The organism is Mesorhizobium sp. C399B (genome assembly GCF_030323185.1).
GTDB lineage: Bacteria > Pseudomonadota > Alphaproteobacteria > Rhizobiales > Rhizobiaceae > Mesorhizobium.
This window is the reverse complement of record NZ_CP100472.1, coordinates 1,231,670-1,257,569: the sequence shown is the minus strand read 5'-3', so window position 1 is coordinate 1,257,569 and position 25,900 is coordinate 1,231,670. Positions and strand designations below refer to the sequence as shown.

20 protein-coding genes and 1 pseudogene are annotated in these 25,900 nt (G+C 62.9%); 17 read left to right on the top strand and 4 right to left on the bottom strand.

From position 1 onward, the window contains the following. Positions 1–11: 11 nt before the first annotated feature. Positions 12–1,490, bottom strand: coding sequence for an ABC transporter substrate-binding protein (locus NLY36_RS06010; protein ID WP_023712166.1), 1,479 nt, complete (start codon positions 1,488–1,490; stop codon positions 12–14). 205 nt (positions 1,491–1,695) lie between these two features. Here NLY36_RS06010 and NLY36_RS06005 point away from each other — a divergent pair, with 205 nt between their 5' ends. From NLY36_RS06005 to NLY36_RS05925, 17 genes and pseudogenes are all read left to right on the top strand, one after another. After that, positions 1,696–2,406, top strand: a complete 711-nt coding sequence (locus tag NLY36_RS06005; RefSeq protein ID WP_023681193.1) for a GntR family transcriptional regulator — start codon at positions 1,696–1,698, stop codon at positions 2,404–2,406. A gap of 54 nt (positions 2,407–2,460) precedes the next feature. Then, positions 2,461–3,627: a mandelate racemase/muconate lactonizing enzyme family protein gene (locus NLY36_RS06000; RefSeq protein ID WP_023712165.1), complete on the top strand. Its 1,167-nt coding sequence runs from the start codon at positions 2,461–2,463 to the stop codon at positions 3,625–3,627. Between the two features lie 56 nt (positions 3,628–3,683). Next, positions 3,684–5,042 carry a mandelate racemase/muconate lactonizing enzyme family protein gene (locus NLY36_RS05995; RefSeq protein WP_023736043.1) on the top strand — a complete coding sequence of 453 codons (1,359 nt, stop codon included), beginning with the start codon at positions 3,684–3,686 and terminating at the stop codon, positions 5,040–5,042. A 47-nt stretch (positions 5,043–5,089) separates the two neighbouring features. Continuing rightward, entirely contained in the window at positions 5,090–5,416 is a 327-nt protein-coding gene (locus NLY36_RS05990) for an NIPSNAP family protein (protein WP_023712163.1), read from the top strand. Between the two features lie 8 nt (positions 5,417–5,424). Beyond that, positions 5,425–6,627, top strand: a complete 1,203-nt coding sequence (locus NLY36_RS05985; protein WP_023736042.1) for a mandelate racemase/muconate lactonizing enzyme family protein — start codon at positions 5,425–5,427, stop codon at positions 6,625–6,627. Between the two features lie 71 nt (positions 6,628–6,698). After that, a pseudogene (locus NLY36_RS05980) lies at positions 6,699–7,055 on the top strand (ATP-binding cassette domain-containing protein); the annotation flags it as partial. A gap of 257 nt (positions 7,056–7,312) precedes the next feature. Further along, positions 7,313–13,510, top strand: a complete 6,198-nt coding sequence (locus NLY36_RS05975; RefSeq protein WP_084624751.1) for an RHS repeat-associated core domain-containing protein — start codon at positions 7,313–7,315, stop codon at positions 13,508–13,510. Further along, positions 13,510–14,262, top strand: a complete 753-nt coding sequence (locus tag NLY36_RS05970) for a tetratricopeptide repeat protein (protein WP_023736040.1) — start codon at positions 13,510–13,512, stop codon at positions 14,260–14,262. The genes NLY36_RS05975 and NLY36_RS05970 overlap by 1 nt, the downstream gene beginning before the upstream one ends. A 519-nt stretch (positions 14,263–14,781) precedes the next feature. After that, entirely contained in the window at positions 14,782–15,840 is a 1,059-nt protein-coding gene (locus tag NLY36_RS05965; RefSeq protein WP_023687874.1) for a PilN domain-containing protein, read from the top strand. Positions 15,841–15,842: 2 nt separating this feature from the next. Then, entirely contained in the window at positions 15,843–16,436 is a 594-nt protein-coding gene (gene gspM / locus NLY36_RS05960; protein ID WP_023696283.1) for a type II secretion system protein GspM, read from the top strand. After that, positions 16,433–17,011 (top strand): hypothetical protein, encoded by a 579-nt coding sequence (locus NLY36_RS05955; RefSeq protein WP_023696282.1) that lies wholly within the window; start codon positions 16,433–16,435, stop codon positions 17,009–17,011. The genes gspM and NLY36_RS05955 overlap by 4 nt, the downstream gene beginning before the upstream one ends. Further along, on the top strand, positions 17,008–18,198 hold the full coding sequence (locus tag NLY36_RS05950; RefSeq protein ID WP_245260248.1) for a general secretion pathway protein GspK: 1,191 nt from the start codon (positions 17,008–17,010) through the stop codon (positions 18,196–18,198). The genes NLY36_RS05955 and NLY36_RS05950 overlap by 4 nt, the downstream gene beginning before the upstream one ends. Further along, the gene (locus NLY36_RS05945) at positions 18,195–19,838 is read left to right on the top strand and encodes a GspE/PulE family protein (protein ID WP_023696280.1); all 1,644 of its coding nucleotides are present in this window, start codon (positions 18,195–18,197) and stop codon (positions 19,836–19,838) included. The genes NLY36_RS05950 and NLY36_RS05945 overlap by 4 nt, the downstream gene beginning before the upstream one ends. Further along, complete coding sequence (locus tag NLY36_RS05940; RefSeq protein WP_023696279.1) at positions 19,838–21,055, top strand: type II secretion system F family protein; 1,218 nt, start codon at positions 19,838–19,840, stop codon at positions 21,053–21,055. The genes NLY36_RS05945 and NLY36_RS05940 overlap by 1 nt, the downstream gene beginning before the upstream one ends. Beyond that, positions 21,052–21,522: a prepilin-type N-terminal cleavage/methylation domain-containing protein gene (locus NLY36_RS05935; RefSeq protein WP_023696278.1), complete on the top strand. Its 471-nt coding sequence runs from the start codon at positions 21,052–21,054 to the stop codon at positions 21,520–21,522. The genes NLY36_RS05940 and NLY36_RS05935 overlap by 4 nt, the downstream gene beginning before the upstream one ends. Then, positions 21,519–21,851: a PulJ/GspJ family protein gene (locus NLY36_RS05930; protein ID WP_245260247.1), complete on the top strand. Its 333-nt coding sequence runs from the start codon at positions 21,519–21,521 to the stop codon at positions 21,849–21,851. Before NLY36_RS05935 ends, NLY36_RS05930 begins: the two co-directional genes overlap by 4 nt. Further along, entirely contained in the window at positions 21,848–22,558 is a 711-nt protein-coding gene (locus NLY36_RS05925) for a type II secretion system protein GspJ (protein WP_023687882.1), read from the top strand. The genes NLY36_RS05930 and NLY36_RS05925 overlap by 4 nt, the downstream gene beginning before the upstream one ends. Before the next feature lie 46 nt (positions 22,559–22,604). On the opposite strand, the gene gspG is transcribed toward NLY36_RS05925, so the two are convergent. From gspG to gspD, 3 genes are read right to left on the bottom strand one after another with little or no spacing between them, the layout of a single operon-like run. Beyond that, positions 22,605–23,051, bottom strand: coding sequence for a type II secretion system major pseudopilin GspG (gene gspG / locus NLY36_RS05920; protein ID WP_023696276.1), 447 nt, complete (start codon positions 23,049–23,051; stop codon positions 22,605–22,607). Beyond that, positions 23,051–23,554 (bottom strand): prepilin peptidase, encoded by a 504-nt coding sequence (locus NLY36_RS05915; RefSeq protein WP_023687884.1) that lies wholly within the window; start codon positions 23,552–23,554, stop codon positions 23,051–23,053. Before NLY36_RS05915 ends, gspG begins: the two co-directional genes overlap by 1 nt. Further along, positions 23,551–25,677, bottom strand: a complete 2,127-nt coding sequence (gene gspD, locus NLY36_RS05910; protein WP_023687885.1) for a type II secretion system secretin GspD — start codon at positions 25,675–25,677, stop codon at positions 23,551–23,553. Before gspD ends, NLY36_RS05915 begins: the two co-directional genes overlap by 4 nt. Positions 25,678–25,900 lie beyond the last annotated feature (223 nt).

Here is a 25,900-nt window from a genome sequence, read left to right as displayed (position 1 = left end):
TCAGGCCCGGACTAGAGTCCGTCCATCAGGTTTTTCACCTTCTCGGCCGCATCGTCGGCAGCCTGGTCGACGGTCATCGCTCCGGTCAGGGCGTTCTGCAGCATGTCCGGGACGATGATATTCATGATCTCGGGCGACTGCGGCAGCGCCGGGAACGGAATGCCGTATGGCAACATCGAGGTGGTGACATCGAGGAACTTGATGTTGTCCAGACGTTCCTTCATCCATTTGGTCTTGAAGCCGTTGAGGTTGCCCGGGTTCGAGCCGGCATACGCCATCTTCAGCGACCATTCAGGGCTCGTCCACATGCAGATGATGGCCTTTGCAGCCGGCTCGTCCACCTTGCCGCCCTCGACATATTCGGGCTTCAGGATGTGAATGTTCGAGCCGCCAAACACGACGGCGCGCTTGCCGTCGGGGCCGGTCGGAATCAGGCCATAGCGCATGTTGTCGATGACGGTCTGCGCCTTCTCCTTGTCGGCGCCCGTTGCCTTCTTCTGCAGGTCGAGCATGACGTTATAGTCGGACGGGTGCGAGACCATCATGCCGAGTTGGCCGGCGACGAACAGGGGCTGGTTATCGGCCTGCTGGTTGGTGAGGGCCGAGACCGGAACCGACTTGTCGCGAACATACATGTCGTAGGAGGCTTGCAACGCCGCCTTGCTCTGCGGGCTATTGAGCTCGACCTCCTTATAGGTCGGGTTCGCGGAGGCTTCGTCGAAGACACCGCCGCCATAGGCCCATAGTTGCGGCATGAAGCGGTACGGCGTGTTGCCGGCGTTCTTGCGCGCCACGAGGCCGTAGCCGGCTATGCCGAGCTTGTCATGGATCTGCTTGGAATATTTGACGACGTCGTCCCAGGTCGCCGGAGCCTTGTCCGGATCGAGGCCCGCACGCTTGAAGATGTCGGCGTTCCAGATGAACGCCATCGTCTCATTGTTGGTGGGAATGCCGTAGGTCACGCCATCCCAGGTTACCGCCTTCATGGCGCCGGGCCAGAAATCCTCCGTGGGATAGCCCACATCTTCCGGCTTGAGCGGCTGCAGATAACCCTTCGAGGCGAACTCGGTTCCACCCAGGATTTGCAGGCGGACCGCCATCGGCGCGGCATTGCCCAGCAGCGCCGTGCGGAACTTGTCGAGAAGGTCGTTGTAGGTGAGGGCCTGATCCTCGAGCTGGATGTTCGGATAGGTCTTGCGGAAGGTCTCGAAGAAATCCTTGTAGTACTGACGCAGCAGGTCGGGGTCGCCCTCGAACACGCCCTGATACCAGAACGTCAGTCGCCCCTTGTAGTCGAGCGGAGTGACCTTGCCGCAATCGGCGGCCGTGTCGAAATCCTGTGTGCCGGCGATGGAGCGCACATATTCCGGCGACCACTTGCTCAAATCGACTGGCGGCGAACCCAGCGCCGATCCCGACATGAGCGACGCCATCAAAGCAGTGGCGACAGTGCCGCGCAGGACGGCACCGCCGAGTGTAATCCTCGTCATAGTATCCTCCCAGATTCTCCCATGCCGCTGTGCGCCAAGGGGCTCGTTCGACCGTGCGGGATGCGTCCTTCTGCTCAATGTATCCCTTCGATCATCTGGTACGTTTTCAGATCGTGGATTGCCTGTCAACGCACCCGATCGTACATTGTTTGCAAAACCCGTGTATGATATCGAGCATGTGATGTACTAATCGGGGGAGCCGGCTTTGGCCGAAACAAGCGATTTCAAAGCAGAGCCACCCGTGGGGATTGATCCCATCGGGGCGTCCAGCGAGGGCGCCTCGCTTTATGAACTGATCCGGGAAGACATCATCGAGGGACGGCTCGCCGCCAACGAACGACTTGTGGTTACCGATCTCGCCCGGCGTCACGGCACCTCGACCAACCCCGTACGCGAGGCGCTGCAGCTGTTGCGAGGGGAGGGCTTCGTCACCTTTGTCGCCAACCGTGGCGCGCGCGTCCGGCCCATAGACCAGGATTTTGTCCGGGATATCTACGAGATCGGAGTCCTGATCGAGCCGGCCCTGACGCGATGGTTCGTGAACATGGCGACCGGCGAGGACATCGCCGAACTCGAACGCATCCAGGCTCTGATCGAAGAGAACAACTTCACCGACACATTGCGGCACAGTGAACTGGATACCGCCTTCCACACCGTAATGTACCAGCGCCACTACAACCGCCATGCCGCCGAGCTTTGGTGGAAGCATCGCGAAGTGCTGCGAGCCGTGAGCCGGCGTTTCAATTTCACGCTCGCGCGGCGGGCCGCCATCATGCGTGAACACCGCGAGCTCATCGCGCATATCAAAGCCGGAAATGCCGACGAGGCGGCCGAACTCATTGCCCGCCATGTCGAGGGTTCCGGCCGGCACGTTCTCGAACAGATGCGTGCGCGCAACGCCGCTCGGGCCGGATAGAACTTCCAGCCCAGAAAATCATTGGTCCGGCCATCAGACAGAGGTAGTTGAGAGATGAAAATCACGAGCGTTCGGCCGTGGCTGATCAAGTCCGATGCTTCCTATTGGGGGGAGTTCCTGTTCGTCGAGGTGACGACCGACGAAGGGGTGAGTGGCTGGGGGGAAATCACCACCACCACAAGGCTCGCCAACCGCGCGCTGTGCACGATCCTGCGGCAGATCGGTGTTGCCGTCACAGGTGAGGATCCGGCGCGCATCGAGCATCTCTGGCACAAGATTTTCCGCAGCTTCACCTATATGGGCAGCCGCGGCGCAGCAGTCGAATGCGTGAGCGCTATCGACATAGCGCTCTGGGACATTCGCGGCAAAGTTCTAGGCAAGCCGATCTACGAGCTGCTGGGCGGACCGGTGCGCGATGAAATCGCGCTCTATACCCATCCCAACCAGGCCAAGTTTAACAGCAAGGAGGCTGTGGTCCGCGAAATTCGAGACATCGTCGAATCCGGACACACCGGGCTGAAGTTCGATCCTTTCCCCCACCAGGGCCGCATCGCCGATGGCTTGGCGCGCGAACAGCGGGACGGCTACCTCGATGGCGGCATGACCCGCAAGGACGAGCGCGAGGCTGCCGAACTAACGGCTTTGATCCGTGAAACGGCGGGGCCCGATGTCGACATTCTCATCGACGCGCATGGCCGCTTCGACGTCCCCACCGCCATTCGCCTCTGCCGAAGCCTCGAGGAAGCCGGCCAGATCGACTGGTTCGAGGAGCCTTGCCCGCCCGAGAGCCTCAATGCCCTGAAGCAAGTGCGCGAGAAGGTCAGCGCCCCTATCTCGTGGGGCGAGCGCGGCCACACCAAGTGGGATTTCGTGCCGGTGCTCGAGAACAGGCTTGCCGACTACATCATGCCGGACGTCACCTGGACCGGCGGCATTACCGAACTGAAGAAGATTTCCGCCCTGTGCGAAGCCTATTACATCCCGGTCTCGCCCCATGACGCCGCCGGACCGATCAACGTGGTTGCGGGAGCGCAGGTGATGATGACGGTTCCCAACTTCTACAAGCTCGAAACGTCCGAGTGGAACCTTGATAAATACAATCACCTCATCGACAGACCGCTCGACGTTTCGAACGGCAGCCTCAAGCTGACGTCGAAGCCGGGTCTGGGCGTCGAGATGAACCGCGACTACCTGCAGGCCCACGAGATAGAGCTTGGCTAGCAACGCTCATGCCGGCCGGGCGTGCGGGGCGCCACCAGTCAGAACGAGGATAAGCCATGGCAAAGACGGGTAGCGCCGGCGAGGCGCTCAATCGGGTAAATACGAACTCCAGGCCGAGCGACCTGCGCATCACCGACCTGCGCGTCGCCGAAATCGTCGGCGCACCGTTCACCTCGGCGCTGGTCAAGATCTACACCAACCAGGGCATTGTCGGCCTGGGCGAAGTGCGCGACGGCGCCAGCGCGACCTATGCGCTGATGCTCAAGAGCCGGTTGCTGGGCGAGAACCCTTGCGACGTCGACCGGCTGTTCCGCCGCATCAAGCAATTTGGCGGCCATGGACGGCAAGGTGGTGGTGTCTCGGCAGTCGAGATCGCGCTGTGGGATCTCGCTGGCAAGGCCTACGGCGTGCCGGTCTACCAGATGCTTGGCGGACGGTTCCGCGACAAGGTGCGGGTCTATTGCGACACCGACGCGGACAAGCCCAGCGGCACCGAGACCGGCAAGCGGCTCAAGGCGCGGATGGATCTTGGCTTCACCTTCCTCAAGATGGATCTCGGTCTGGCGCAGATCGCGCACATATCGGGCGCAGTGGTGGCGCCGGCCGGCGTGCTCGACGGTTTCCGCAGCCATGCCGCTCGCGGCCCGGCACGCACGCTGGACGAGCGCCGGGCGCGCAACGCCGCCTATGATGCGCAGAACGTGCCGCATCCCTTCACCGGCCTCCATTTCACCGAAAAGGGCCTCGACCTGCTCGATCAATATATTCACGAGGTCCGCGAGGTGATCGGCTACGAGGTCCCGCTCGCCATCGACCATGTCGGCCACATCTCGCTGCAGGACGGCATCCGTCTGGCCCGGCGGATCGAGAAATACGCGCCGGCCTGGCTCGAGGACGTGATCCCCTGGCAGTACACCGAGCAGTATCGGCAGCTGCAGCAGGCGACCTCGGTGCCGATCTGCACGGGTGAGGACATCTACCTCAAGGAAGGCTTCGAGCCACTGCTCAACGCCGGCATCTCGGTCATCCATCCGGATCTGCTGACCACCGGCGGCATTCTCGAGACCAAGAAGATCGGCGACGCGGCGCAGGAGCATGGCGTTGCCATGGCCATTCACATGGCGGAAAGCCCGATCGCGGCAATGGCCGCCGCGCATGTCGCTGTAGCCACGGAAAACTTCATGGCGCTCGAATACCACAGCGTCGAGGTCGACTGGTGGGACGATATCGTCACTGGCCTGCCCAAGCCGCTGGTCAAGGACGGCTTCATCACCGTACCCGACAAGCCGGGCCTGGGCATCGACGACGTCGTCGACGAAGTGATCAGCCAGCACCTGCAGCCCGGCGTCACCGGCATCTGGCAACCGACCGATCACTGGGACGACGAATATTCCTGGGACCGCACCTGGAGCTGACTCTACACTTCTTTCCTCGGAGGGAGAGGTGAACAGAAGGATGGACCATGATCTACGAACTTCGCATTTACGACTGCGTGCCGGGCCAACTGCCGGCGCTGCTCAAGCGTTTCAACGACCATACCTTGGCGCTGTGGGATAGACATGGCATTCGCCAGGCCGGGTTCTTCACCACGGTGGTCGGCGAAAGCAGCAATCGACTGACCTATTTCATCGCCTGGGAATCCCTTGCCGAGCGCGAAGTGAAATGGAAGGCCTTCACCACCGATCCGGCATGGCTCGAGGCCCGCGACGAGTCCGAGCGCGATGGCCCGATCCTGGCCAATATTTCCAGCCAGTTTCTCGCGCCAACCGCCTTCTCGTCGGTGAAATAGAGGACATCATGAAGATCACCGATCTCAGGTGCGCCGTCATCGGCAAGCATCCCATCGTGCGCATCGTCACCGACGAAGGCCTCCATGGCCTCGGCGAGGTTGAGTACACCAAGTCTTATCTCAAGCCCTGGGTGCTGCATTTCCGCGACGCGCTGATCGGCGAGGACCCGACCGATGTCGAACGCGTGATGTTGAAAATCCGCCAGCGCGGCTCGTTCAAGCCCTACGGCGCCGCCGTCAGCGCTATCGAGCATGCTCTGTGGGACATCGCCGGCAAGGCGGCAGGCGTTCCGGTCTACAAGCTGCTCGGCGGCAAGGTGCGCGACAAGGTGCGGGTCTATAACGGTTCCATCCGCAAGAAGCGCACCGGCGACAGGCCGGAGGATTACGCGGCCGACGTCAAATGGATGATGGAGCGGCCGGAAAACTTCTTCATGGTCAAGCAAGGCATCAGCTTTCATTCCAACATGAAGACCAGCGTCCCCGATTTCCACTACGGCGTGCGTCAGCCGCCGACCTATCACGGCGCGATGGACCAGGGGCAGATCAGCGAGCGCGGCATGGCGCATATGATCGAATGCGTCATCGCCATGAAGGAGGTGCTCGGCGACAAGGTCTCGCTGGCGCTGGATTGCGGCCCCGGCTCGTTCCTGCCCGACGCCATCCGCTTCGCGCGGGCCGTCGAAAAATACAATCTGATGTGGCTGGAGGACATGTTGACCGGCGACTATGTGCCGTGGGTCAACCCGCAAGCCTACCGCGAACTCACCACATCGACGTCCACCCCCATCCACACGGGCGAGCAGATCTACCTGCGCCATAACTTCAAGGAACTGATCGAGACGCAGGCGGTTCGCGTCATCGGTCCGGATCCCGCCGACATCGGCGGCATCGCCGAGCTCAAATGGGTGGCCGAGCACGCCTATATGCACTCGATCATGATGGCGCCGCACGGCACGGCGAACGGTCTGCTGGGCCTAGGCGCGCTGATCAATGTCTGCGCCACGCTGCCGGCCAACTACATCGCCTTCGAATATCCCAGCGCCTCCGATCCCTGGTGGGAGGACATCGTCATCGGCCTGCCCAAGGGGCAGATCGTGAAAGACTCGATGATCGACCTGCTCGAAGCTCCGGGCCTGGGCGTCGACATCGATGCCGAAGGCGCGAAGAAATACCTGGCGGAAGAGGACGCCGGTTTCTTCGACCAATAGAAGATCCAATGCGGCCTGAGCGTCATCCTGAGCGTCATCGTCGAAGCCCGGCGGCCAGCGCCAGGCGGTCAGCGACGCTGACCGGCATGAAGATCCTGCTGCTGGACGAGCACACCGCAGCGCTTGATCCGCGCACGGCGGCCTTCGTGCTCGACCTCACACGCAAGATCGTCGAGGAGCAGAAACTGACGGCGCTGATGGTCACCCATTCGATGCGCGACGCGCTCGATCACGGCACCCGCACCGTCATGCTGCACGAAGGCACCATCGTGTTCGACATTGCCGGCGACCAGCGCAAGAGCCTCGACGTGCCCGACATGCTGAACCTGTTCCGGCAGGCGCGCGGAGACGAACTCTCCGACGACAATTTGCTGCTTGGGATGGGAGCGAAGCAGGCGGCGAATATAGGGGCGAATAAGACGGTCTGAGGGACGGGGAGACCCTGCAGAGCTTGACGGTGAGCAGGCACACTTACGACGTATGCGGGCGGCCGCCCTGGCTAGGCAACGTCAAGACACTGAGGGGAGCGCCGTTATGCGGTCGCTCCGCTGGCAGGGGCGCATGGGGCTCCATGCGCAACCCATGCGTGCAAAATAAAGCTGTGGATATCTGGGTTGTGACGGGTCGCCGTCGTATAAACCAAGTCAAGCAGGAGTAGCGTCAAGCAACTGGCTAGGGGGATTCAATGAAGCGGTTGCTTTTTGGCGCGGCTATGTTTGCCGCTGGCGTCTTCGGCGCGGATATATCTTCACTTTCTTATATTAGAGGTGGCGCAGGAATAGAGGCCTTTGCGCAGAGCGCCTCGCCCGGGGCGCCAGCCAGCAGCGGTTTCGGCAATGGCGGCGCCGCGCTGGGCGGCGGCTCCGCCAAGCCCGCCCCGGCGACAGGCGCGACAGGTGACGCGGCGACGGGCAGCCCTGATGCGGCGGCCAAGGTTGGCGCCAAGCCGGCGGATGCCAAGGCAACCGACGGCGAGGCGAGCGACACCAAGGCTGCCGATACGAAGCCGACCGATACAAAAGGCAAGGCGGCCAAGGAGACCGATACGGAAGCAGCGCCGGAGGAGCCGGCAGCGGCCGTGGCGGCTACTGAGGCAGCCACGGCAACCGACAGCGGCGATCCCGAGGCGATCGGTACGCCGAAGGTGGACCTGCCCAAGGCTGGCGGCAACGGTAATCTGGGTTATGGCATCGGCATCGATGTTCCGGACTTCCACGGCATCGAGCCGCAGATTGCGCTCAACTACAACTCTTCACGCAAGACCAAGATCGGTGACCTCTACCAGGGCTGGTTGGGCTATGCCTGGGGCCTCGACGGCTTCGACGTGATCGAACGCGCAACGCCCGGTTACGGCATGCCGGCCTTCGACGCCAACGACATCTATCTGCTTGACGGCCGGGCGATGGTGGCCTGCGTTGCCGGCATGATTTCGCCGTCCTGCGCCACAGGTGGCACGCATGCGACGGAGAATGAGAGCTATCGGCGCATTGCGCTGAACAGCACCACAAACGAGTGGAAGGTGACGGATCGTGACGGGACCGTCTCGACGTTCCGCTCGGTGGCGGCGGTTGCCAATCTGACGCCGACCGCCGGCACGCCGGCCTATGACCTGGCGATGAGCTATCGCTGGCTGCTGACCTCGGTCACCGACACCAACGGCAACAGCGTTGCCTACAGTTATGCCTGTGCCAGCCCGGTCTGTTATCCCACTACGATCACCTACAATGGAACGGTGATCGGGTTTCATTACGAGACGCGGCCCGATACGATCCTGATGGGCAATGGGCGCGACATCTCCGAGACGACCCTACGCATCAAGTCGATCAGTGTCTGGACCAGCAACGTGCTGCGCAGTGCCTACAAGCTGACCTACGACCAGGCGCCGTTTTCCAACACCTCACGGCTCACCGCCGTCACCCGTTACGGCACCGATGCGACCGTTGTACCCGACGGCACGATCTCTGGCGGATCGTCGAAGTCGCTCGGCCAAATGGTTTATCAGAACACTGATGGCGTTTATTCAACGATCAATGCGCCAATTTACGGATCTCAGACATTACCCGGATCACATCCGCAAAGCGTTGGAGACTTGAACTTCGATGGCCGCGACGAAGTATTCGGAGAATCTGATCAGACGACGACCAGACATTCGGGAGGACATGAGGGCGACACTACGACAACCAAAACATTTTACGAAAACACATACCGTTTTGGCCCTACCGGTGCTCCTGCCGGCTCGAATTCATTGACGATAGCCGCACATTCAATCACGAATAGTCCTGACGATGACGTCGGCATCTTTGCTCAGCCCGGTCGCTTTATTGCGACAAAATCGACGGAAGATTTTGGCTTTTCGATAACGACTAGCACGATGAATGGAGCCACTGGCCATGTAACCACGTCGCGCACCCAGTCGATTGGAATCACAGATACTCTGCTTGCGTTGACAAAGGCGAATTGCGATCCATCTCCTCCAGCAGGCTATCAGGCCGTTTGCGATGGACTCCCGGATATTCCGTCCGGATCTTCACCCCGTCCCTCAGTCATCGCAGACGGTGATGGCGATGGCATTGACACCGCCAATCACGTCGGTGGCGGTGAACCCAGAACAGTAATCGGTGTCGGCGACTTCCTGGGCAACGGCAAACAGCAGCCATTCTTTTGGGGTAGCGGCGGAACGGCACGGAAGGGAACGCTTTCGAGCGGCGTCTGGCAGAAAAGCGGACCATCCTTCAGTATCAGCTGCCCGGCACAGGAATCTCAAACCTCCGGCATGTGTGTGTTTGCCGATCTCAATGGCGACGGGGCAACGGATGTTTTCCGCTTCGGCGGTAGCGGCGTCGCGGTCTGGCTATCGACGGGCGTCGGCTTCAAGAGTTACTCGATTTCCTCGATGTCGGGAACATCTGCCATCCTGCGTGACTTCGACAATGACGGGCGCACGGATGTCATCACCATAGACGGCGCGCTGAACCTCCCGCAGCAGTGGAGGGTCGACACGGTCAGGATTTTCTCGCTTCGCCCGTCTTCGACGGCGATGACGCCGGTACAGTTCACGCTGCCTGCGACAGCGAAAGCAGGTACGGTCATCGGCGATTTCAACGGCGACGGCCTGCCGGACTTCACCAACTACAGCAGCATGTTCATCTCGAATGCCGGCACCGGCAATCCGAACCTGTTGAAGCAGATTGTGACGGAGCTCGGCGGCACGGTTGCGGTCGAGTATTCGCCTTCCTCGACCTGGGCGAACAATTACCTGCCGCAGGTCGTGCACGCGGTGACGAAGCTGTCGGTCAGCGATGGCCGGGGCCAGACGGCGGTGAGCATGTACGCCTATGCCGGCGGCAAATACGATCCGGCGGCGCGCAAGTTCCTGGGCTTTGCGTCGATCGTCGAGACAAAACCGCTTGCCAATGGCGAGACGGCGCCGTCGAAGATCGAGACCACCTACCGGCAGGATCTGGCGAGCTACGGCCTGCCGTCGCTGACGGTGTGGAAGGATGGTGCCGGCACCGTGCACAAACAGGTGGCCGAGACGTACGTCGTCAACACGGCGGCAAAACCCTATACGGTGCAAAACACGGCGACCGATACGACGCTGACCGAGAACATCAGCCGCACCTTGCGGGTCCAGCGCTGGTTTGATGCTTACAACAACATCATCAGCATGAAGGACTATGGTCGCACCGATGTCAGCGGCGACGAGACCTGGACGGAGCGTTTCTTTTCGCCCAACACCAGCGCTTATATCGTCTCGGCCTTGATTGCCGAGCGCACGCATGCCGGGCTGACCAGCACCGACCCCTATGTCAGCTACAAGCACAATTACTATGATGGCAGCACCGATGTCTGGGCGGTGCCGACCAAAGGTAACCTGACGTGGGTACAGACCTTCAGCGATGTCACTACGGGCAAGACCGTCAGCCAGTATTTTGCGTATGATACCTATGGCAACAAGGTCTCTGCCGCCGACAGTCTCGGCCACAAGACCGAGTGGGACTACGACGCGACCTATCACCTCTATCCGGTAACGGAACGCGCGCCGAAGTATTTTGCGACGGGCGGGCAAACAGCCGACACGCGCTTTGTCTCGACGGCCACCTACAATACCACCTGCGGCCTGCTGGCGACGAAGACCGACTTCAACGGCCTGGTCAAAACCTTCACCTATGATCCGTTCTGTCGCCTCTACCAGGTCTCGCAGAGCGTCACCGGCGCCTATGCCAAGGCGCGCTTCGAGAACGAGGGCAATCCGGCGACCCAGGCGCTGGTCAAATACACGCCGTTGCCCAATGGCGCCGGCGAAGACTTCACCCGCTCCTACTATGACGGGCTCGGCCGGGTCTATCGTGTCGAAACCCCCGGAGAGACGGCGGCGGGCGCCAAACGCATTGCCGAGACCGACTACGATCTGCGCGGCAATGTCCTGCGCACCGCCTTCCCGCGCTTTGTCGGCGAGACCGCGCAATGGACCACCAACAGCTACGACTGGGCCGACCGGCCGGTGAAGACCGTCAATCCTGACACAAGCCAGCGCAGCTACCTCAACGAACTAGCCACCGCCGCGACCACGACGCCGCGGCTGAACGCCGTGACGACGACCGACGAGCTTGGTCATCAGACCAAGACAGCTTGGTCGACCCGCGGCGATGTCGCGGGCGTGGCTCGCGACTTCGCGGGACTTCAGCTTGCGGAAACTCGCACCTACGACGTGCTCGGCCGCCTGATCGGCGTCACCGATCCCGGCGGCTCAAACTGGACCTACACCTACGACATGGTCGGCAATCGGCTGACGGCGTCCGATCCCGATCTCGGCACATGGTCCTACACCTACGATGCCGCCAACCGGCTGGTCAGCCAGACCGATGCCAGGGGCACGGTCACGACGCTCAGCTACGACCAGATGGACCGGCTGACGCTGAAGACGGCAACGGCGCCGGGTGGCAGCCCAGTTGTGCTCACCCAGAACACCTATGACCAGGCGGCTCCAAGCTATTGGTACAATATCGGCCAGCTCACCACCTCGACCAACGCGACAACGACGCACAGCTACAGTTATGACGGGTTTGGCAAGCTCGGCTGGCACGACACGACCATTGCCGGCCTGATGCACACCACGGTCGATATCCACGACGGGTCCGGCCAGACCATCCTGAAGAATTACAAGCCGGGCGAGCTGTGGTTCGGCGACTGGGACCACCGCCTGCAATACAGCGCCGGCAACAGGCTCGTCTCCGCCCCGGGCTTCATCACCTCGACGCTCTATGAGGCCGATGGGCAGACCAGGGAGATCACCTACGCGAATGGCGTGAAGACTGCCTTCACCTATTCGCCGACCCGCCGCTGGCTGACGCGCGTCACCACGTCCAAGGGCGCCACCGTCCTGCTCGACGATCAGTATGCGCGCGACGCACTCGGCCGCATCACCACCATCACGGGGCGGACACCCTCCGACAGCTGGAATTATGGCTACGACAATGCCGACCGGCTGATCTGGAGCACCAACCTGGGCAACGCCGTGCTCAGCGAGCAATTCGTCTATGCCACCAACGACAATCTGACCTCACGCTCGCGTGTGGCCGGCACCTATGTCTATCCCTCGGCGAGCGCGGCTCGTCCGCATGCGCCGGTCACGGTCGGCGCCAATGCCATGACCTATGACGCCAATGGCAATCTGACCTCCGATGGCAGTCGTACGCTGACCTGGGACGAAGCCAACCGGCTGAAGACCGTCACGCTGGCCGCCAACACCGTCAACCTCAGCTACGGTCCCGACGGTGCGCGGGTGAAGAAGGCCTCGGCCTTCGCCACCACGCTCTATCCCGACGCTTCGGTCGAGATCAATCCGGCGACGCCGGGCGCAGAGATATACACCAGATATCCGCATCCCGACATCAAGGTGACCGGCACGACAAAGGCCTTCCTGCACCGCGACCACCTGGCCTCGGTGCGCATGGTTACCGATGCCTCAGGCAATATCGCCGAGGCCACCAACTACGCCACCTATGGCGAGCGTCTCAACACCGGCTTCCAGACGCAGAAGAGCTATATCGGCGAGCGCTTCGATCCCGAGACCGGGCTGCTCTATCTCAACGCACGCTACATGGATCCGGTGCTCGGGCGTTTCATCTCACCCGATGATTGGGATCCGACGAAAGAGGGTGTTGGCACCAATCGATATGCGTATGCTCAGAATGATCCGGTGAATAAGGCAGACAACAACGGCCATGTTGCCGCGACACCGTCATCTGACAAAGCCGCAAAGGACAGAGCAGAGCAGAGGGCACTTGAGAAGCGTGCCGAAGCCATAAGAATGCACCGTGGTGGTTTCTTCGATCTCCACAAAGATCCGTACGAACGTTTGAATCCTAGGGTTGCTGATGAGGTGCAGCGCCAGGCTGAATTGAGCGCTTCAGGAAAGGTGGAAACTCGTGACGAGGTGTTTGCGGCAATACCGGGTGGTGCGCCTATCAGAGCAGGCGCACTACTCGGCGCCGAGGTATTTGGTGGTAAACTGGCGATTAGGGAAGGAGGAGCAATTATCGGGAGCTATACTCCATCAGTGGGCCTCAAGTTTGGGACAACACCGTTTGGCGATGAGGCGCACATCGCTGTTGGAGCGATGCTGCGTGGGAAACTAGAAGCTCAGGGTGTGACAGGTATCATTGATCGAACTGCTCCTGGTCTGAAAGGTGTGGATTTGTCGGTTGATCCCAGCTACGCGAAGCAGCTTGGCTTTGAGCATATCGAGATTAAGCCGAATACCGCTAGCGGGCTGCGAGCCTTCAGCAGCCAGGTGGGGCGTTGGGGCTACAACCCGTCTTCCGTCCGCGCGGTAACCTATGATGCTAACGGGAATATCCGAGGAGGGTTTGATTTCTAATGTCAGCACTTGATCTCCTTTTAGCGGGTCGCTTTGACGAAGCGGTCAGAGCATTTAGAGAGATAATCGTTGCAGAGCCGAGTGATATCGGGTGGATCGATGGATTGGCAAAATCCTATTGCGGGACAGGAGATTATACAGCAGCGCTTCCTCTTCTATACCAAGTAGATTCCTATCAGAAGAAGAACACTCCGGATGCTCCAGGGCAACAACTACAAATAAGCGCAGCTTATTGGTGTCTTGATGATCGCGCTCGGGCGATCGAGCTCACTCGTGAGCTGTGTGCTGGCATTGTGGATCGATCAATAGGCATGGCGCCCGACCTGGCTGGTGGTGCGACCTTCGGACTTGTCCTGCACTACATGGCCCTGACGACGGGTGACGATGCCACCCGCGACTACGCGTTTGAATACCTACGCAAGCTGAACGTTAAATACAACAAGCGCCCGACGCTGTTCCGCTACCCGGTTCAGACCGTGAAACAAATGCTGGGAGAGATCGCCTTCGAGGATGCGCTGGAAGGTGCGACGAAGGAGCGAAACCTGGCTGCGGCCTTTCGGGCTGCTGATAGCAATCGTTCAATCAAGTTAGCGCTCGGAGTTGCACTGTTCCACGATGGCGCGTTGCGCCGAGTTTCGGGCGACGAGACGGGCTGCATGGAGCGGATGCAGCAGGTTTTCGATATGGGATACCAGACGGAACCCGTTCGCTGGTATCTCGCTCGGCATGAGGTTTTAAGAACCGAAAGATAAAAGCAATGGCTCACCTGCGGGGGTAAACTGTTCCCTGCTCACCATTGTTTAGGGAGGTGGCGAATTACGCTGACAGCGCACTCTAGGAATTACCGGGAACTACGGTGACAGGATTACGGTGACAGTGCACTTTTTGTTGCCTACCCGATAACACCTGTGCTCAGGTCAACCCCATGTCCCGTCTTGCCCGTATAGTCGTCTGCCGCATCACGTCACCCAGCGTGGCAACGGGTGCGCCAAGGTGTTTTTCACGGCGAAAGATTATGCGCTCTACAAGAACCTACGGGCGGCGCATTGCCGGCTTGCCGATGTCGGTATCTGGGCATGGTGCCTGATGCCTAACCATGTGCATCTGATCCTGACTCCGGCCGACCCTGATTGCCTGCGGCGTTCACACCAAGCCAACAAAAGCTGTGGCTAATCAGCCCTCCGCAATCTCGCTGATATCCCCGTCACACCAGCCCCTGTAATCTCAGTGCGAAAACCCTCGGCTTAGAATCAACCGGGGCAGGGTGGGGCGTGGCGGCATTGAGTGCGCAATGTCTGGATTTCCGGGACTGGTGGCTCGAGGAGCTGCGAGGGGCGCGGCTTTCGCCTAGAAAAAAGCAAGCTTCTAGCGGCGACTGGATCGTCAGCCTGGCGGATGACGGCATTCGTGTGCGCGAGGCCGGGGCGCCGGAGTTTCAGTCGATCCCGCTGGCGCTGACCGCCTCTTCGGATGAGATCCTGGCGCTGCTGCAGGGCGGGGGCCGGGTCAGGCGGCCGCGCTTCGATGTCGTGATCCAGCCGGGGCTGTTCCTGACCCGGCAGCTGGCGCCGCGGCTTCTGCCGGTCCGGCAGGCGCGCGACATGGCCGAGCTCGACCTTCTGGCCGCGACGCCGCTCGATCCGGCGCAGGTGCATGTCGTGTTTGCCAGGGATGCCGGGGCTAGGCCTGCCAGGCAAGACAGCACCTACCACGTCGTCAAGGGCAAGACGCTTGCCGCGGTGCTGGATGCGGTGCGCCGCGCCGGCGGTTCGGTGCGCAGCCTGTCGCTGGCGCAGCCCGGAGAGACGCTGCGCGCCGATCCGCTCAGCCTGGCCGCCATCTGGCCGCCGACGGCGCGCGACCGGCGCAAGCGCAGCACCTGGATCGCCGCCTGTTCGGCGCTGGCGGCAGCGCTGCTGATCACCTTCGTCCACGCGCATTGGCTGATCTGGCAGGCCGATGGCGAACTGGACGCGCAGATTGCGGATGCGCAGGTGTTGGCCAAGACGGCACGCGCGTCGCTGCAGAAGCGCCAGGCCGGCATCGAGCGGGTCGAGAAAATCCGCCAGGAGAAGAAGACGACGGCGTCGCTGGTGCGGGTCTGGGCCGAACTCACGCATCTGCTTCCCGACACGGCCTGGCTCACCGATCTCTCGGCCAAGGGCGACGATCTGACCATCACCGGCTTTGCCACCTCGGCGGCCGAACTGATCCAGCCGATCGATGCCTCGCCGCTGTTTTCGGCGCCCGAATTCGCCTCGCCCGTGGTTAAGGTGCCCGGACAGGACGGCGAACATTTCACCATTTCGGCCAAGATCGGAGCGCTCTGACGATGCTCTCCGCCATCCTCAACACCAGCCCGCCGCTGCGCCGCCTGATCGCGCTGGCGCTGGCAGCGGTTGCGGCGTGTCTCTGTGCCTGGCTGGTGTTCGCGGCGTTGGACAGCGTCGCCTCGGCGCGGGCCGGGATCGAGGACAAGCGCGCGCTGCTCGGCCAGCTGCAAAACGTGGCGGCGCTGGCCAAGCGCCTCGACGGCGACACCGGCCCGGTGGAAGCGGCCAATCCCGAATTCCTCACCGGCGAGAGCGAGGCGATCATTCGCGGTGCGCTGCAGAAGCGGCTGAACGCCATCGCTGCCGCCAATGGCGTCAGCGTGCTGTCGGCCGGCAACGCCCCGGTGCTGAGTGAAGGCGGCGTCGATTTCATCGGGCTGCGGGTCAATCTGTCGGGGCCGCTGGAAGGCATCCACAACGCCGTGCTCGCCCTCGAAACCTCGCTGCCGGTGCTGTTCATCCGCGAGGCGACGCTGCGCACCACCGATGTCAGCCCTGCCGCCGGACGGATGGGCGACCCCGAGCTGTCCGCCGAGATCCTGTTTTACGGCCCGCTGCAGACGCAGGGCCTACCCGGCGGGGTCAAGCCATGAGTGGGAAGTTTGCGGGCCTGGCGATTGCTGGAGGTATCGCGGTTCTCGCCCTCATCAATGTCGCGCTCTACAACACACCGATCGACACCACGCCGATCGCCTCCGGCAAGGGGCATGATGGCGGCCCGGCTTCCGCCGCGGGAACGCTGCAGTTTCCCGAGGCCGGCGATTTCAGCGAGACGTTCCAGCGGCCGCTGTTCACGCCGATGCGGCGGAAAATCGTGCCGCCGCCGCCAGCACCGCTGCCGGTGGAGGTTGCCGTGGCACCCGTCGAACAGGCGCCGGCGCCAGTGGAAGTTGCACCGGTGGCCGCGCCATCGCTGCTGGGCATCAGCATTCAGGGCGGAGCGGGAAAAGCCCTGCTGCGCGTCGCGGGCAAGGATGAAGCGCTCTGGTATGCCAGCGGCGAGACCGTCGATGGCTGGACGGTGTCGGCGATCGACAAGGACCAGGCCGTGCTGGAGCGCGACGGCAAGGTGACGCGCATCCCGCTGCATCCGCCATGGCAGAACCCGCTACCGGCGCCGCCGCCAGCGCCAGCCCCGCCACCGCCGCCACCTGAGCCGGAACTATGAGCGCGCGCATGTTTGCCGAGAGTAAAGGCAGGGCAATCGCATTTGGTGGTGCCAGTCCCCCACTCCGTCCGCTGCGCGGCCACCTCTCCCCCATGGCCATGGGGGAGAGGAAACCCAAGCCTTTCAAAGCAGCGATGTCGGCGATTGGCATTTCCTCTTCCCCCACAAATGTGGGGGAGAGGTGGCTCGGCGAAGCCGAGACGGAGTGGGGGAACGCCATATGCGATTGCCCTGCTTCCCCTTGCGGGAAGGGGCCAAGGGTAGGGGTATTCTTAAAACGCAAAGCTCTCCCAGCCATAGACGCAGATAGCACCAGCGCCGGCTTTTCGCTGGTCGCGGTGCTGGTGTTCACGCTGATCGTCTCGGCCATCGTCGTTCCCTTCGCCGTCACCGCCAGGACGCGGCTGATGATTGCCAATAACGAGCTGGAGCAGGAGCACCTGTCGCTGCTTGCCGAGGGGCTGGGCAATGTGGTTGCGAGCGAATTGACCAGCGACCAGCCTACGGAAAAGCTGCCGCTGGATTCCACGCCGGCCGCGTGCCGGTCGGGACAATACAGCTTTGTCCTCCGCGTCCAGGATCATGGCGGGCTGATCGATCTCAATGCCGCCGATGACCGCCTGCTGGGGCTGGGCTTTGCTGCGCTCGGTTTCGACCAGCAGATGGCGGACGAACTGGCAAAGGCCGCGATGCGGTTTCGCGACAGCGCCAAATTGTTCGCCGGCCTGCCCCAGGCCAGAAGCCCGGTCGGGCCGTCCGAGGACAAGCAGGCGCCGTTCGAATCCGTGTCCGAGTTGCAGGAGTTTACGGCACTGGCGCGGATCCCGCTCAGCAACCTGCAGGGGATTTTCACCGTCAACTCCAAGCGCGGCACGGTCAGCTCCGATCGGGCGCCGCGCCGGCTGCGCGCTGTTCTCGTCGGCGGCCCCAACGCATCGGTCGTTGCGGGTGCGACCGATGTATCGGCCTACACGGTTGACATCGTTGTCAGGCGGGACGGTTCCGGCATTACGGGCGAGGCCGGCTTCATCGTCGAAAAATCCCAATCCGGCCCTTTGCCATTCTCGCGCGTCTCGCGCAGCCCGGCCGGCGATGCCGCAGCACAGCCGGCAGCCGCGGTCACCGTAGGCTGCGAGATGCTGTTCGGCACTGAGGCCGCGCAATTGCTGGCGAGGTGGGGCGCATGAACGCTGCCGTCCAGGCCAAGGGGATCGAGGCGTTTCTCACCTTTCTCGAAGGCGAGAAAGTGCTGACCGCGCATGCCGCCCAGCGCGCCCTCGGCGCGTCGCGAACATCCGGGCATCCCTTCGATACGGTGATGACCGAACTCGGGCTGATCGGCGAGCAGGAGCTTGCTAACAGCCTCAGCCGCTATCTCGAAGCGCCGACGCCGGGGGAGGTCCCCAACCAGGTCAGCGCCGAAATGCTGGCCGGGGTGCCGCTCGCCTATCTCAAGGAAAACGCCATCCTGCCGCTGCAGATGGACGCCGAGCGGCTGGTCGTTGCCGTCGCCGATCCGTTCTCGTCGGCCACCATCGACGCGCTTGCCTTCCACTATGAGCGGACGCTTTCGCTGCGCATTCTGCCGAGGCGCGCGATTGCCGAGTGCATCGACCGCATCGAGCAATCGGCGCTGGCGTCCGTCTCCAATGGCGGTGCTACCGGCGAGATCATGGATTTCGGTCCTGATGATCTCGAGCGGCTGAAGGATTTCGCCCGCGAGGCGCCCATCGTGCGCTTCGTCGCCGAGACCATCCACAAGGCGGTCGATGCCAGGGCCACCGACATTCACATCGAGCCGCTCGAGGATCACGTCCGCATCCGCTTCCGCCATGACGGCATGCTGTCCACCGTCGACACCGCCTCGATTGCGATGCTGTCGGGCATCTCAACGCGGATCAAAATCCTGTCGCGGCTCAACATTGCCGAGCGCCGCCTGCCGCAGGACGGGCGCATGCGCATCGCCGTGCGCGGCAGGGATATCGACCTGCGCGTCTCGGTCATCCCGTCCATCCATGGCGAAGCCATCGTGCTGCGCATTCTCGACCGCGCCGGGGTCGAGCTGAAGCTGGAGAAGCTCGGCTTCGACAGCGCCGCGCAAGCCAAGATCCGCTCCATGTCGCAATCGGCCAACGGCATCGTGCTGGTCACCGGGCCGACCGGCAGCGGCAAGACGACGACGCTCTATTCGATCCTTGCCGAACGGTCGCGGCCCGACGTCAAGATTTTCACCGTCGAGGATCCGGTGGAATACCGCATGGCCGGGATCACCCAGCTGCAGGTCAATCCGGCGATCGACCTCGACTTTGCCGCAGCCCTGCGGTCGATCCTGCGCCAGGACCCCGACATCATCCTGCTCGGCGAAATCCGCGACCGCGAGACGGCACAGGTCGCGGTGCAGGCGGCGCTGACCGGCCATCTGGTGTTCTCGACGCTGCACACCAACAGCGCGGCCGGCGCGCTGACGCGGCTGCGCGACATGGGCATCGACGGCTATCTGCTCGGCGCGACGATCCGCGGCGTCATCGCGCAGCGGCTGCTGCGCCGTGTCTGTCCGGCCTGCCACGGCGTCGAGCAGGCCGGGTCGCCCTGCCGCACCTGCAATGGCTCGGGCTATAGCGGGCGCACGGTGACCTACGAAATGCTGCAGGTTTCGCCGCGCATTGCAGAACTGATCGACCAGGGCGCCGGCGAAATGGAGATCGGCCGCATAGCCGCGCAAGACGATCTGGTGCCGATGTCGGTCCATGCCACAGCGCTTGCCCGCTCCGGGGTTACCACGATGGACGAGGTCCGCCGCGTCATCGATCTCGCGGGGGATGGCTGATGCCGGCCTTTGCCTATCGCGCCTATCTCGTCGACGGCAGCACGGAGAGCGGCGTCCTCGATGCCTCGACCAAGCAGGAGGCCGCCCGCAAGCTGGCGCAGCAAGGGCGCCGTTCCTATCACCTCGCCCCGGTAAGCAGCGACAGACCGCAGTTGCGCCTGCCGGGGCGAAGCGCGCTGACCTTTACCCGGAAGGTCGATCTCAGCCGGCTGTTTTCCGAGCTGTCGGTGCTGCTCAACGCCGGCTTCACCGTCGACCGCGCCCTCGGCGCGGTCATCGTCGGCGAGGCGAACCGCCAACGGCGCCAGCAGCTGCAATCGGTGCTCGATCTCACCACGGGCGGGCGGCCGATCGCCGAGGCCTTTGCCGCCCTGCCGGGCATCACCTCCGATGTCGCGGCACTTCTCGCCAGCGGTGAGCGCAGCGGCAAGATGGCCTATATCTGCCAGCGGCTGGCCGACACGTTCGAGGCAACCGCCAAGCGCCGTGCGGCAATCGGCGAGGCGCTGGCCTATCCGGCCTTCCTGCTTTTGGTGATGAGCGGGGCGCTGGTCATTCTGGCGACCGTGCTGGTGCCGGCGCTGGAGCCGATCTTCGAGGGCTCATCCGCGCCCAAGCCGTTCACCATGAAGATGCTGTCGGTCTTCGGCACGGTGTTCCGCGACTACCCCTTCGTCTTCCCGCTGGCGGCAGTGCTCGGCCTTTTGTCCTATCTCGTGCTGTCTCGCTCTGCCGGCGCCAGAAAACAGTTCTCGCACGCGGTGTTGAAGATACCGCTGATCGGCGCGCTGGTCAGGGATGCCGTCATCGCGCGCTACCTTGAAACGCTGGCCTTGCTGCTCGGCAATGGCGTGGCGATGACCGAGGCGCTTGGGCTCGCCGCCAATGTGTCGAGGCAAAGCTCGCTCGCGGCAAGCTTTGCCTCGATCGAGGACAATGTCGCCAACGGCGCGCGCCTGCATGGCGCGGTCGTCAAGGCGGGGATTTTCGATCATGCGACGATGTCGCTGGTGTCGCTGGGCGAAGAGGCGAACGCGCTGCCGGTGGTGCTGGATCGCGCCGCCAAAATGCTGCAGCTGACGCTGACGCGGCGGATCGACACGGTGCTGAAGCTGCTGACGCCGGCGCTGACGATTTCGCTTGGCTTCCTCGTCGGCAGCCTGGTCATTTCGGTGATGACCACGATCCTCTCGATCAACGATCTGGCGCTGCAATGACCGCCGCCGCCGCGAAAGCCAGCCAGCAGGCGGAGGCCGGATTCACCCTGGTCGAAATGCTGGTGGTGCTGGCGATCATGGCGCTCGTGGCGGCCATCGCCGCACCCGGGCTGGTCAGCCACTACCGCAGCAAGAGCCTGGAGACGCTGGCCGGCGAGATCACCATGCGGCTGCGCCTGTCGCGCACCTCGGCCATTGCCACCGCGCGGCCGAGAGAGGTCCTCGTCGATCTCGGCGCCCGCACCATTCGCTTTGGCGAGCGCGATGTTTTCGCTCTGCCGGATGACGTCAAACTGACGGTCGTTACCGGCCAGGAGACCGTCGTCGCCGGACGGCAAACGGTGCTGACCTTCCTGCCCGACGGCAGCGCGTCGGGCATGGATATTTCGCTGCAGCAAAAGGCGCGGACCGCGCGGATTGCGGTCAACTGGCTGACCGGGCTTCCGACATGGCGGGCATTGCCGTGACAGAGCCTTCGTCCGAAGACGGGTTTTCGATCCTGGAAATGATCGTCGCCATGACGATCCTGGCGCTGGTGCTCGGCATTGCCAGCCAGTCGATCGTGCTGGCCAGCCGCAGCATCGCCATCGCCAAGGCGCAGATCGAAGCGGCGAGGGCCGCGCGCATCATGCTGTCGGAGTACGAGGCCGGAACGGACAGCAGGCGATCCGGCTGGCAGTTGCAGACGCGCCCGATCGTGGTGTCGAAGACGAAGATGGTTGCCGTCGTCATTGGCAGGAGTAACGGCGCCGGCCAGCCGTTCCTGACCTTCGTGCCCGCGAAGGATCGGCAATGATCCGGCGGCTGGTCCAAGCCCATGCGCGTCGTGGGGGCCGGCCATCCGGGCAGCGTGTTCTCAAGCAAATATTCGGGACCGACCGGCGCCCCAAATCATCGGCATCGGTCGAAGGCTTCGCGCTGATCGACGTGCTGGTCGGACTGGCGATGATCGGCGTGATCTCCGCGCTGATGATCGTCTTTCTCGGACAGGCGCGGACCATGATGCGGATCCAGAAGACGACCGAGATGCAGATGGAGGTCGATGCCGCGGCGCGGTTTCTCGAAACGGCGATCGGCAGCGCCGAGCCGCTGCCGTTGTCGCAGTCGACGCCCGACATGGTGCTTTATCTCAGCGGCACCGGCGCGCGCATCGAGTTCAACGCCGTTCAGGCCATCGGCTTCAAATCCTCAGCCTTGCGCGAGGTCGCCGTTTCGCTTGGAAGTGACCTGACCATCGTGCAGAAAATCCGACGCGGCAGCGATGCCGCCAAATCGACTGGAGGCCAACCGGTGCTGCTGATCGCCGGCGTCAGCGCGGTAAGGTTCGAATATCTCGACGCCTCGGCCAAAGTCCCGTCATGGTCGGCGAGCTGGTCCGCTCCACGGCGTCTGCCTGCTGCCGTGCGGTTCACCATCTCGGTGGCGAGGGACGGCGCGACCTACTCGTCGACGGGCTTTGCCCGCCTCGATCTGGCAACCGCCGTGCCGCCGCCGGTGAGCTGAAGAGCCTGACCCATAACGCGTCCCGTCTCGCTTCAGTTGGCGGGCATCAGTTGGTGATGTCCTGGTCCTCGCCGGTGCCGTCGGGCTTGCCGTCCTTGCCAAGCGTGCGGATGACGACGCCGCTCGCATCGGCCTTCACCTCGTAGGAATAGGGCTTGCCCCAGGGATCCTTCAGGCCGCCCTTGAGATAGGGGCCGTTCCAGCGCGCTTCGCTGGCCGGCTGTGTGACCAGGGCGGCGAGCCCTTCTTCGTCGGTCGGGTATTTCGCGTTGTCGACATAATAGAGTTCGAGCGCGCTTTCGATGTTGCGGATCTGCGCCTTGGCGGCGTTGGTCCGCGCCGAGCCGAGATAGCGCAACACCTGAGGCGCGGCGAGCGTCGCGATCAAGGCAATGATGGCGAGAACGACCAGAAGCTCGACCAGCGTGAACCCGCTTTCGCTGGTGTCGCGGCCGGATTTTTCGGAAGCTTGCTTAAAGCGCAGCATGATCATCAGAGCAGTCCCATGTTCAAACCGGCGAATTGTTCCAGCACCCAGCTGGCGCCGAGGCCGATGGTGATAAACGGGCCGAAGGCAATGCGGGCCCGCGCGGCTGCCGGACCGCTCGCTACCACCTGGCCACCAACGAACAGCAGCGCGGTGGCGCTGGCGATGAACAGCAACACCGGCAGAAGCAACGGGTCGATCCAGCATGCGGCGGCGGCCAGCATCTTGACGTCGCCGAGGCCAAGCCCGATCCGGCCGGTCATCAGGAAGTGCCCGCGCCGCAGCAGCCAGGCGGCGGCGAAGGTCGCTGCGGCAAACAGGAGATGCAACGGCAGGCCGTCCGCCCCGGCTGCCGCCACCTGATAGCCTAGGCCGACGGCGGCCAGCGCCAGGTTCAACCCGTCCGGGATGATCTGGCGGCGGAAATCGGCGATCGAAATGGCGGCGAGAATTGCCGCCAGGGCGAACGTGGCAGCCAGCAGGAGCGATGGGTGCGCAGCCGCGATCAATAGGCCAGCCTCTTCAAATCCTGCTGCAGCTTGGTGCCGCCGCGGCGTTTCTGGATCGGCGTCTGCAGGCTAATCTTGCCGCGGAATTCGTCGGTCACTTCGCGGGCCTCGTTGATGTCGCGCACGACATGCGGCCGGATGAAGATGATCAGTTCGGTACGCACAATCTTGTCGTTTTTCTGTTTGAACGCGTTGCCGATAATGGGGATGTCGCCGAGAATTGGCACCTGCGTGCGGCCGACACTGTTGTTCTGCTGGATGAGGCCGCCCAGCGCCAGGCTTTCGCCGTCATTGACCAGCACGCGGGTCTGGATCTTGCGCTGCTGTATGGTCGGTGAATCGATGCCGGAGCTCTTCGTCTCGGCAACGTTGCTGACCTCCTGCTGAATGTCGAGCATCACCCGGCCCGCATTGTTGATGCGCGGCGTCACCGTCAGGATGACGCCGGTGTCCTTCATCTGCACCGAGTTGATGATCGGCGCCGTGCCGCTGCCGGTATCCTGCGATTGCTGGGTCAGGATCGGCACCTGGTCGCCGACCTGCAAGATCGCCTTCTGGTTGTTCAGCGCCATGATGGTCGGCGCCGAAATGACGTTGACATCGGTGATCGAGGACAGCGCATTCAGCGTCACCTGTATGTTGTCGGTGGCATAACTCCAGTTGAAACCCGGCAAAGTGGCGGCGGCAGCCGCCTTGGCCACGTCGGTCACCGATACCTTCGTGCCGCCATTCTCGAAGAACCAGCGCAGGCCGTATTTCAGCTCGTCGTTGAGCGTGACTTCGGCAATGACCGCTTCCAGCATGACCTGCGTCGGCAAGATGTCGACCTTGGTCAGGATCTGCTCGATGCGCTCATAGTCGCGCGCCGTGGTCTGGATCAGCAGCGCGTTGTTTTCGATGTCGGCGACGACGGTGGCGTGGGCGGGCGGCTGTCCGTCCTGCTGCGGCATCGAAGGCGACGGCCCGGTCAACGGCACCGGGGTAATGCCGTCCGACTGCATGGCGATCGGCGTCTGGTCGGGCGACACGTTCGAGCCGTCCGCGCCGCCCTCGGTCTTGACCGAGGTGCCGAGAACCGAGCTCAGCACAGCGGCCAGTTCCTTGGCCGGGCGGTTCTGTATCTGGTAGACGAAGAGCTGGTCCTCGTTGGACTCCGCCAGCCTGTCGAGCTTGTTGATCCAGCTGGCGGCGCGCGCGAGATAGGCCGGGCGCGAGGTGATCACCAGCACCGAATTCAGCCGGTCGTTGGGGATGAACTGGATGAGCTTGGCGCCCGGCCCGTCCTTGGTGCCGAAGATGGAATCGAGTTCCGCGGCGACGGCTTCCGGCTTCGAGGTCTTCAGCGGATGCAGCGCCACCGACATGCCGCGCATCCAGTCGACATCGAACACCGACACCGCCTCGCGGATGGCATTGAGGTCGCTGTCATTGCCGGCGACGGTGATCAGGTTGCGGGTGGAATCGACCCGCAGCACCGAGCCCTGGCGGGTGATCGGCTCGAGAATGGTCTTCATCTCGTCGGCGGCGATATATTGCAGCTGCAGCACCTGCACCTTGACGCCGGGCCCCGAAGGCGACACCGAGGGCACGCTGACCGGCGGTGTGTTGGACATGATCTCGGACAGCGGCACGACCTGGTAGGTGCCGGCGCGCTTGGTGATGCCCGCGCCATTCACCGCAAGTGCTGATTCCAGTATGTCGACCAGTGCATCCTTCGACACCGGCTGCGAGGTCTGCAGCGTCACCGTGCCCTGCACGCGCGGGTCGACGATGTAGTTGAGGTGCAGCGCGTCACCCAGCACCGCCTTGGCCGCATCGGCGATCGGCGCACTGACCAGGTTGAGCTCGAACTGGCCCGAGCCGTCAGTCGTTACCTGGGTGACGGGGGCGCTGGACGAGACGAACTGGCCGGACCCCTGATACTGCGCGCCGTTGAAGCGCTGCCCGGCGCTCGCGGCCGAGGTGACGGTGGATGGTCCGGTGTATCCCGCCCGCAAGGGCGAGTTCTTGGCGTGCAGGCTGTCGATAGTCTCGGTGAAAAAGTCCTTGCCCGGCGTGGAATTGCAGCCGGCAAGTGCAAGCAACAGGCACAATACGACGCGATTGCTTGACCCGATTGACATACACCCGATTCCCCAAGGGCCTTAGTTTAGGACGTCCTGAGGTTGAGTGCTTGGATTGATGGGGGGATTTGGAGTCTATCCACAGGGTTGGTGGTGGGGGGTGGGTGCGACCGGGGGTTGGGTTTCTCCTGCAGAACCGAGAGCGCGTCGGTCAGCGCATTGAGCACCAGCGGGATCGAGTTAATGCTCCACCGCCTGAAAAGCGGTGGCTTCAAGTTACGGC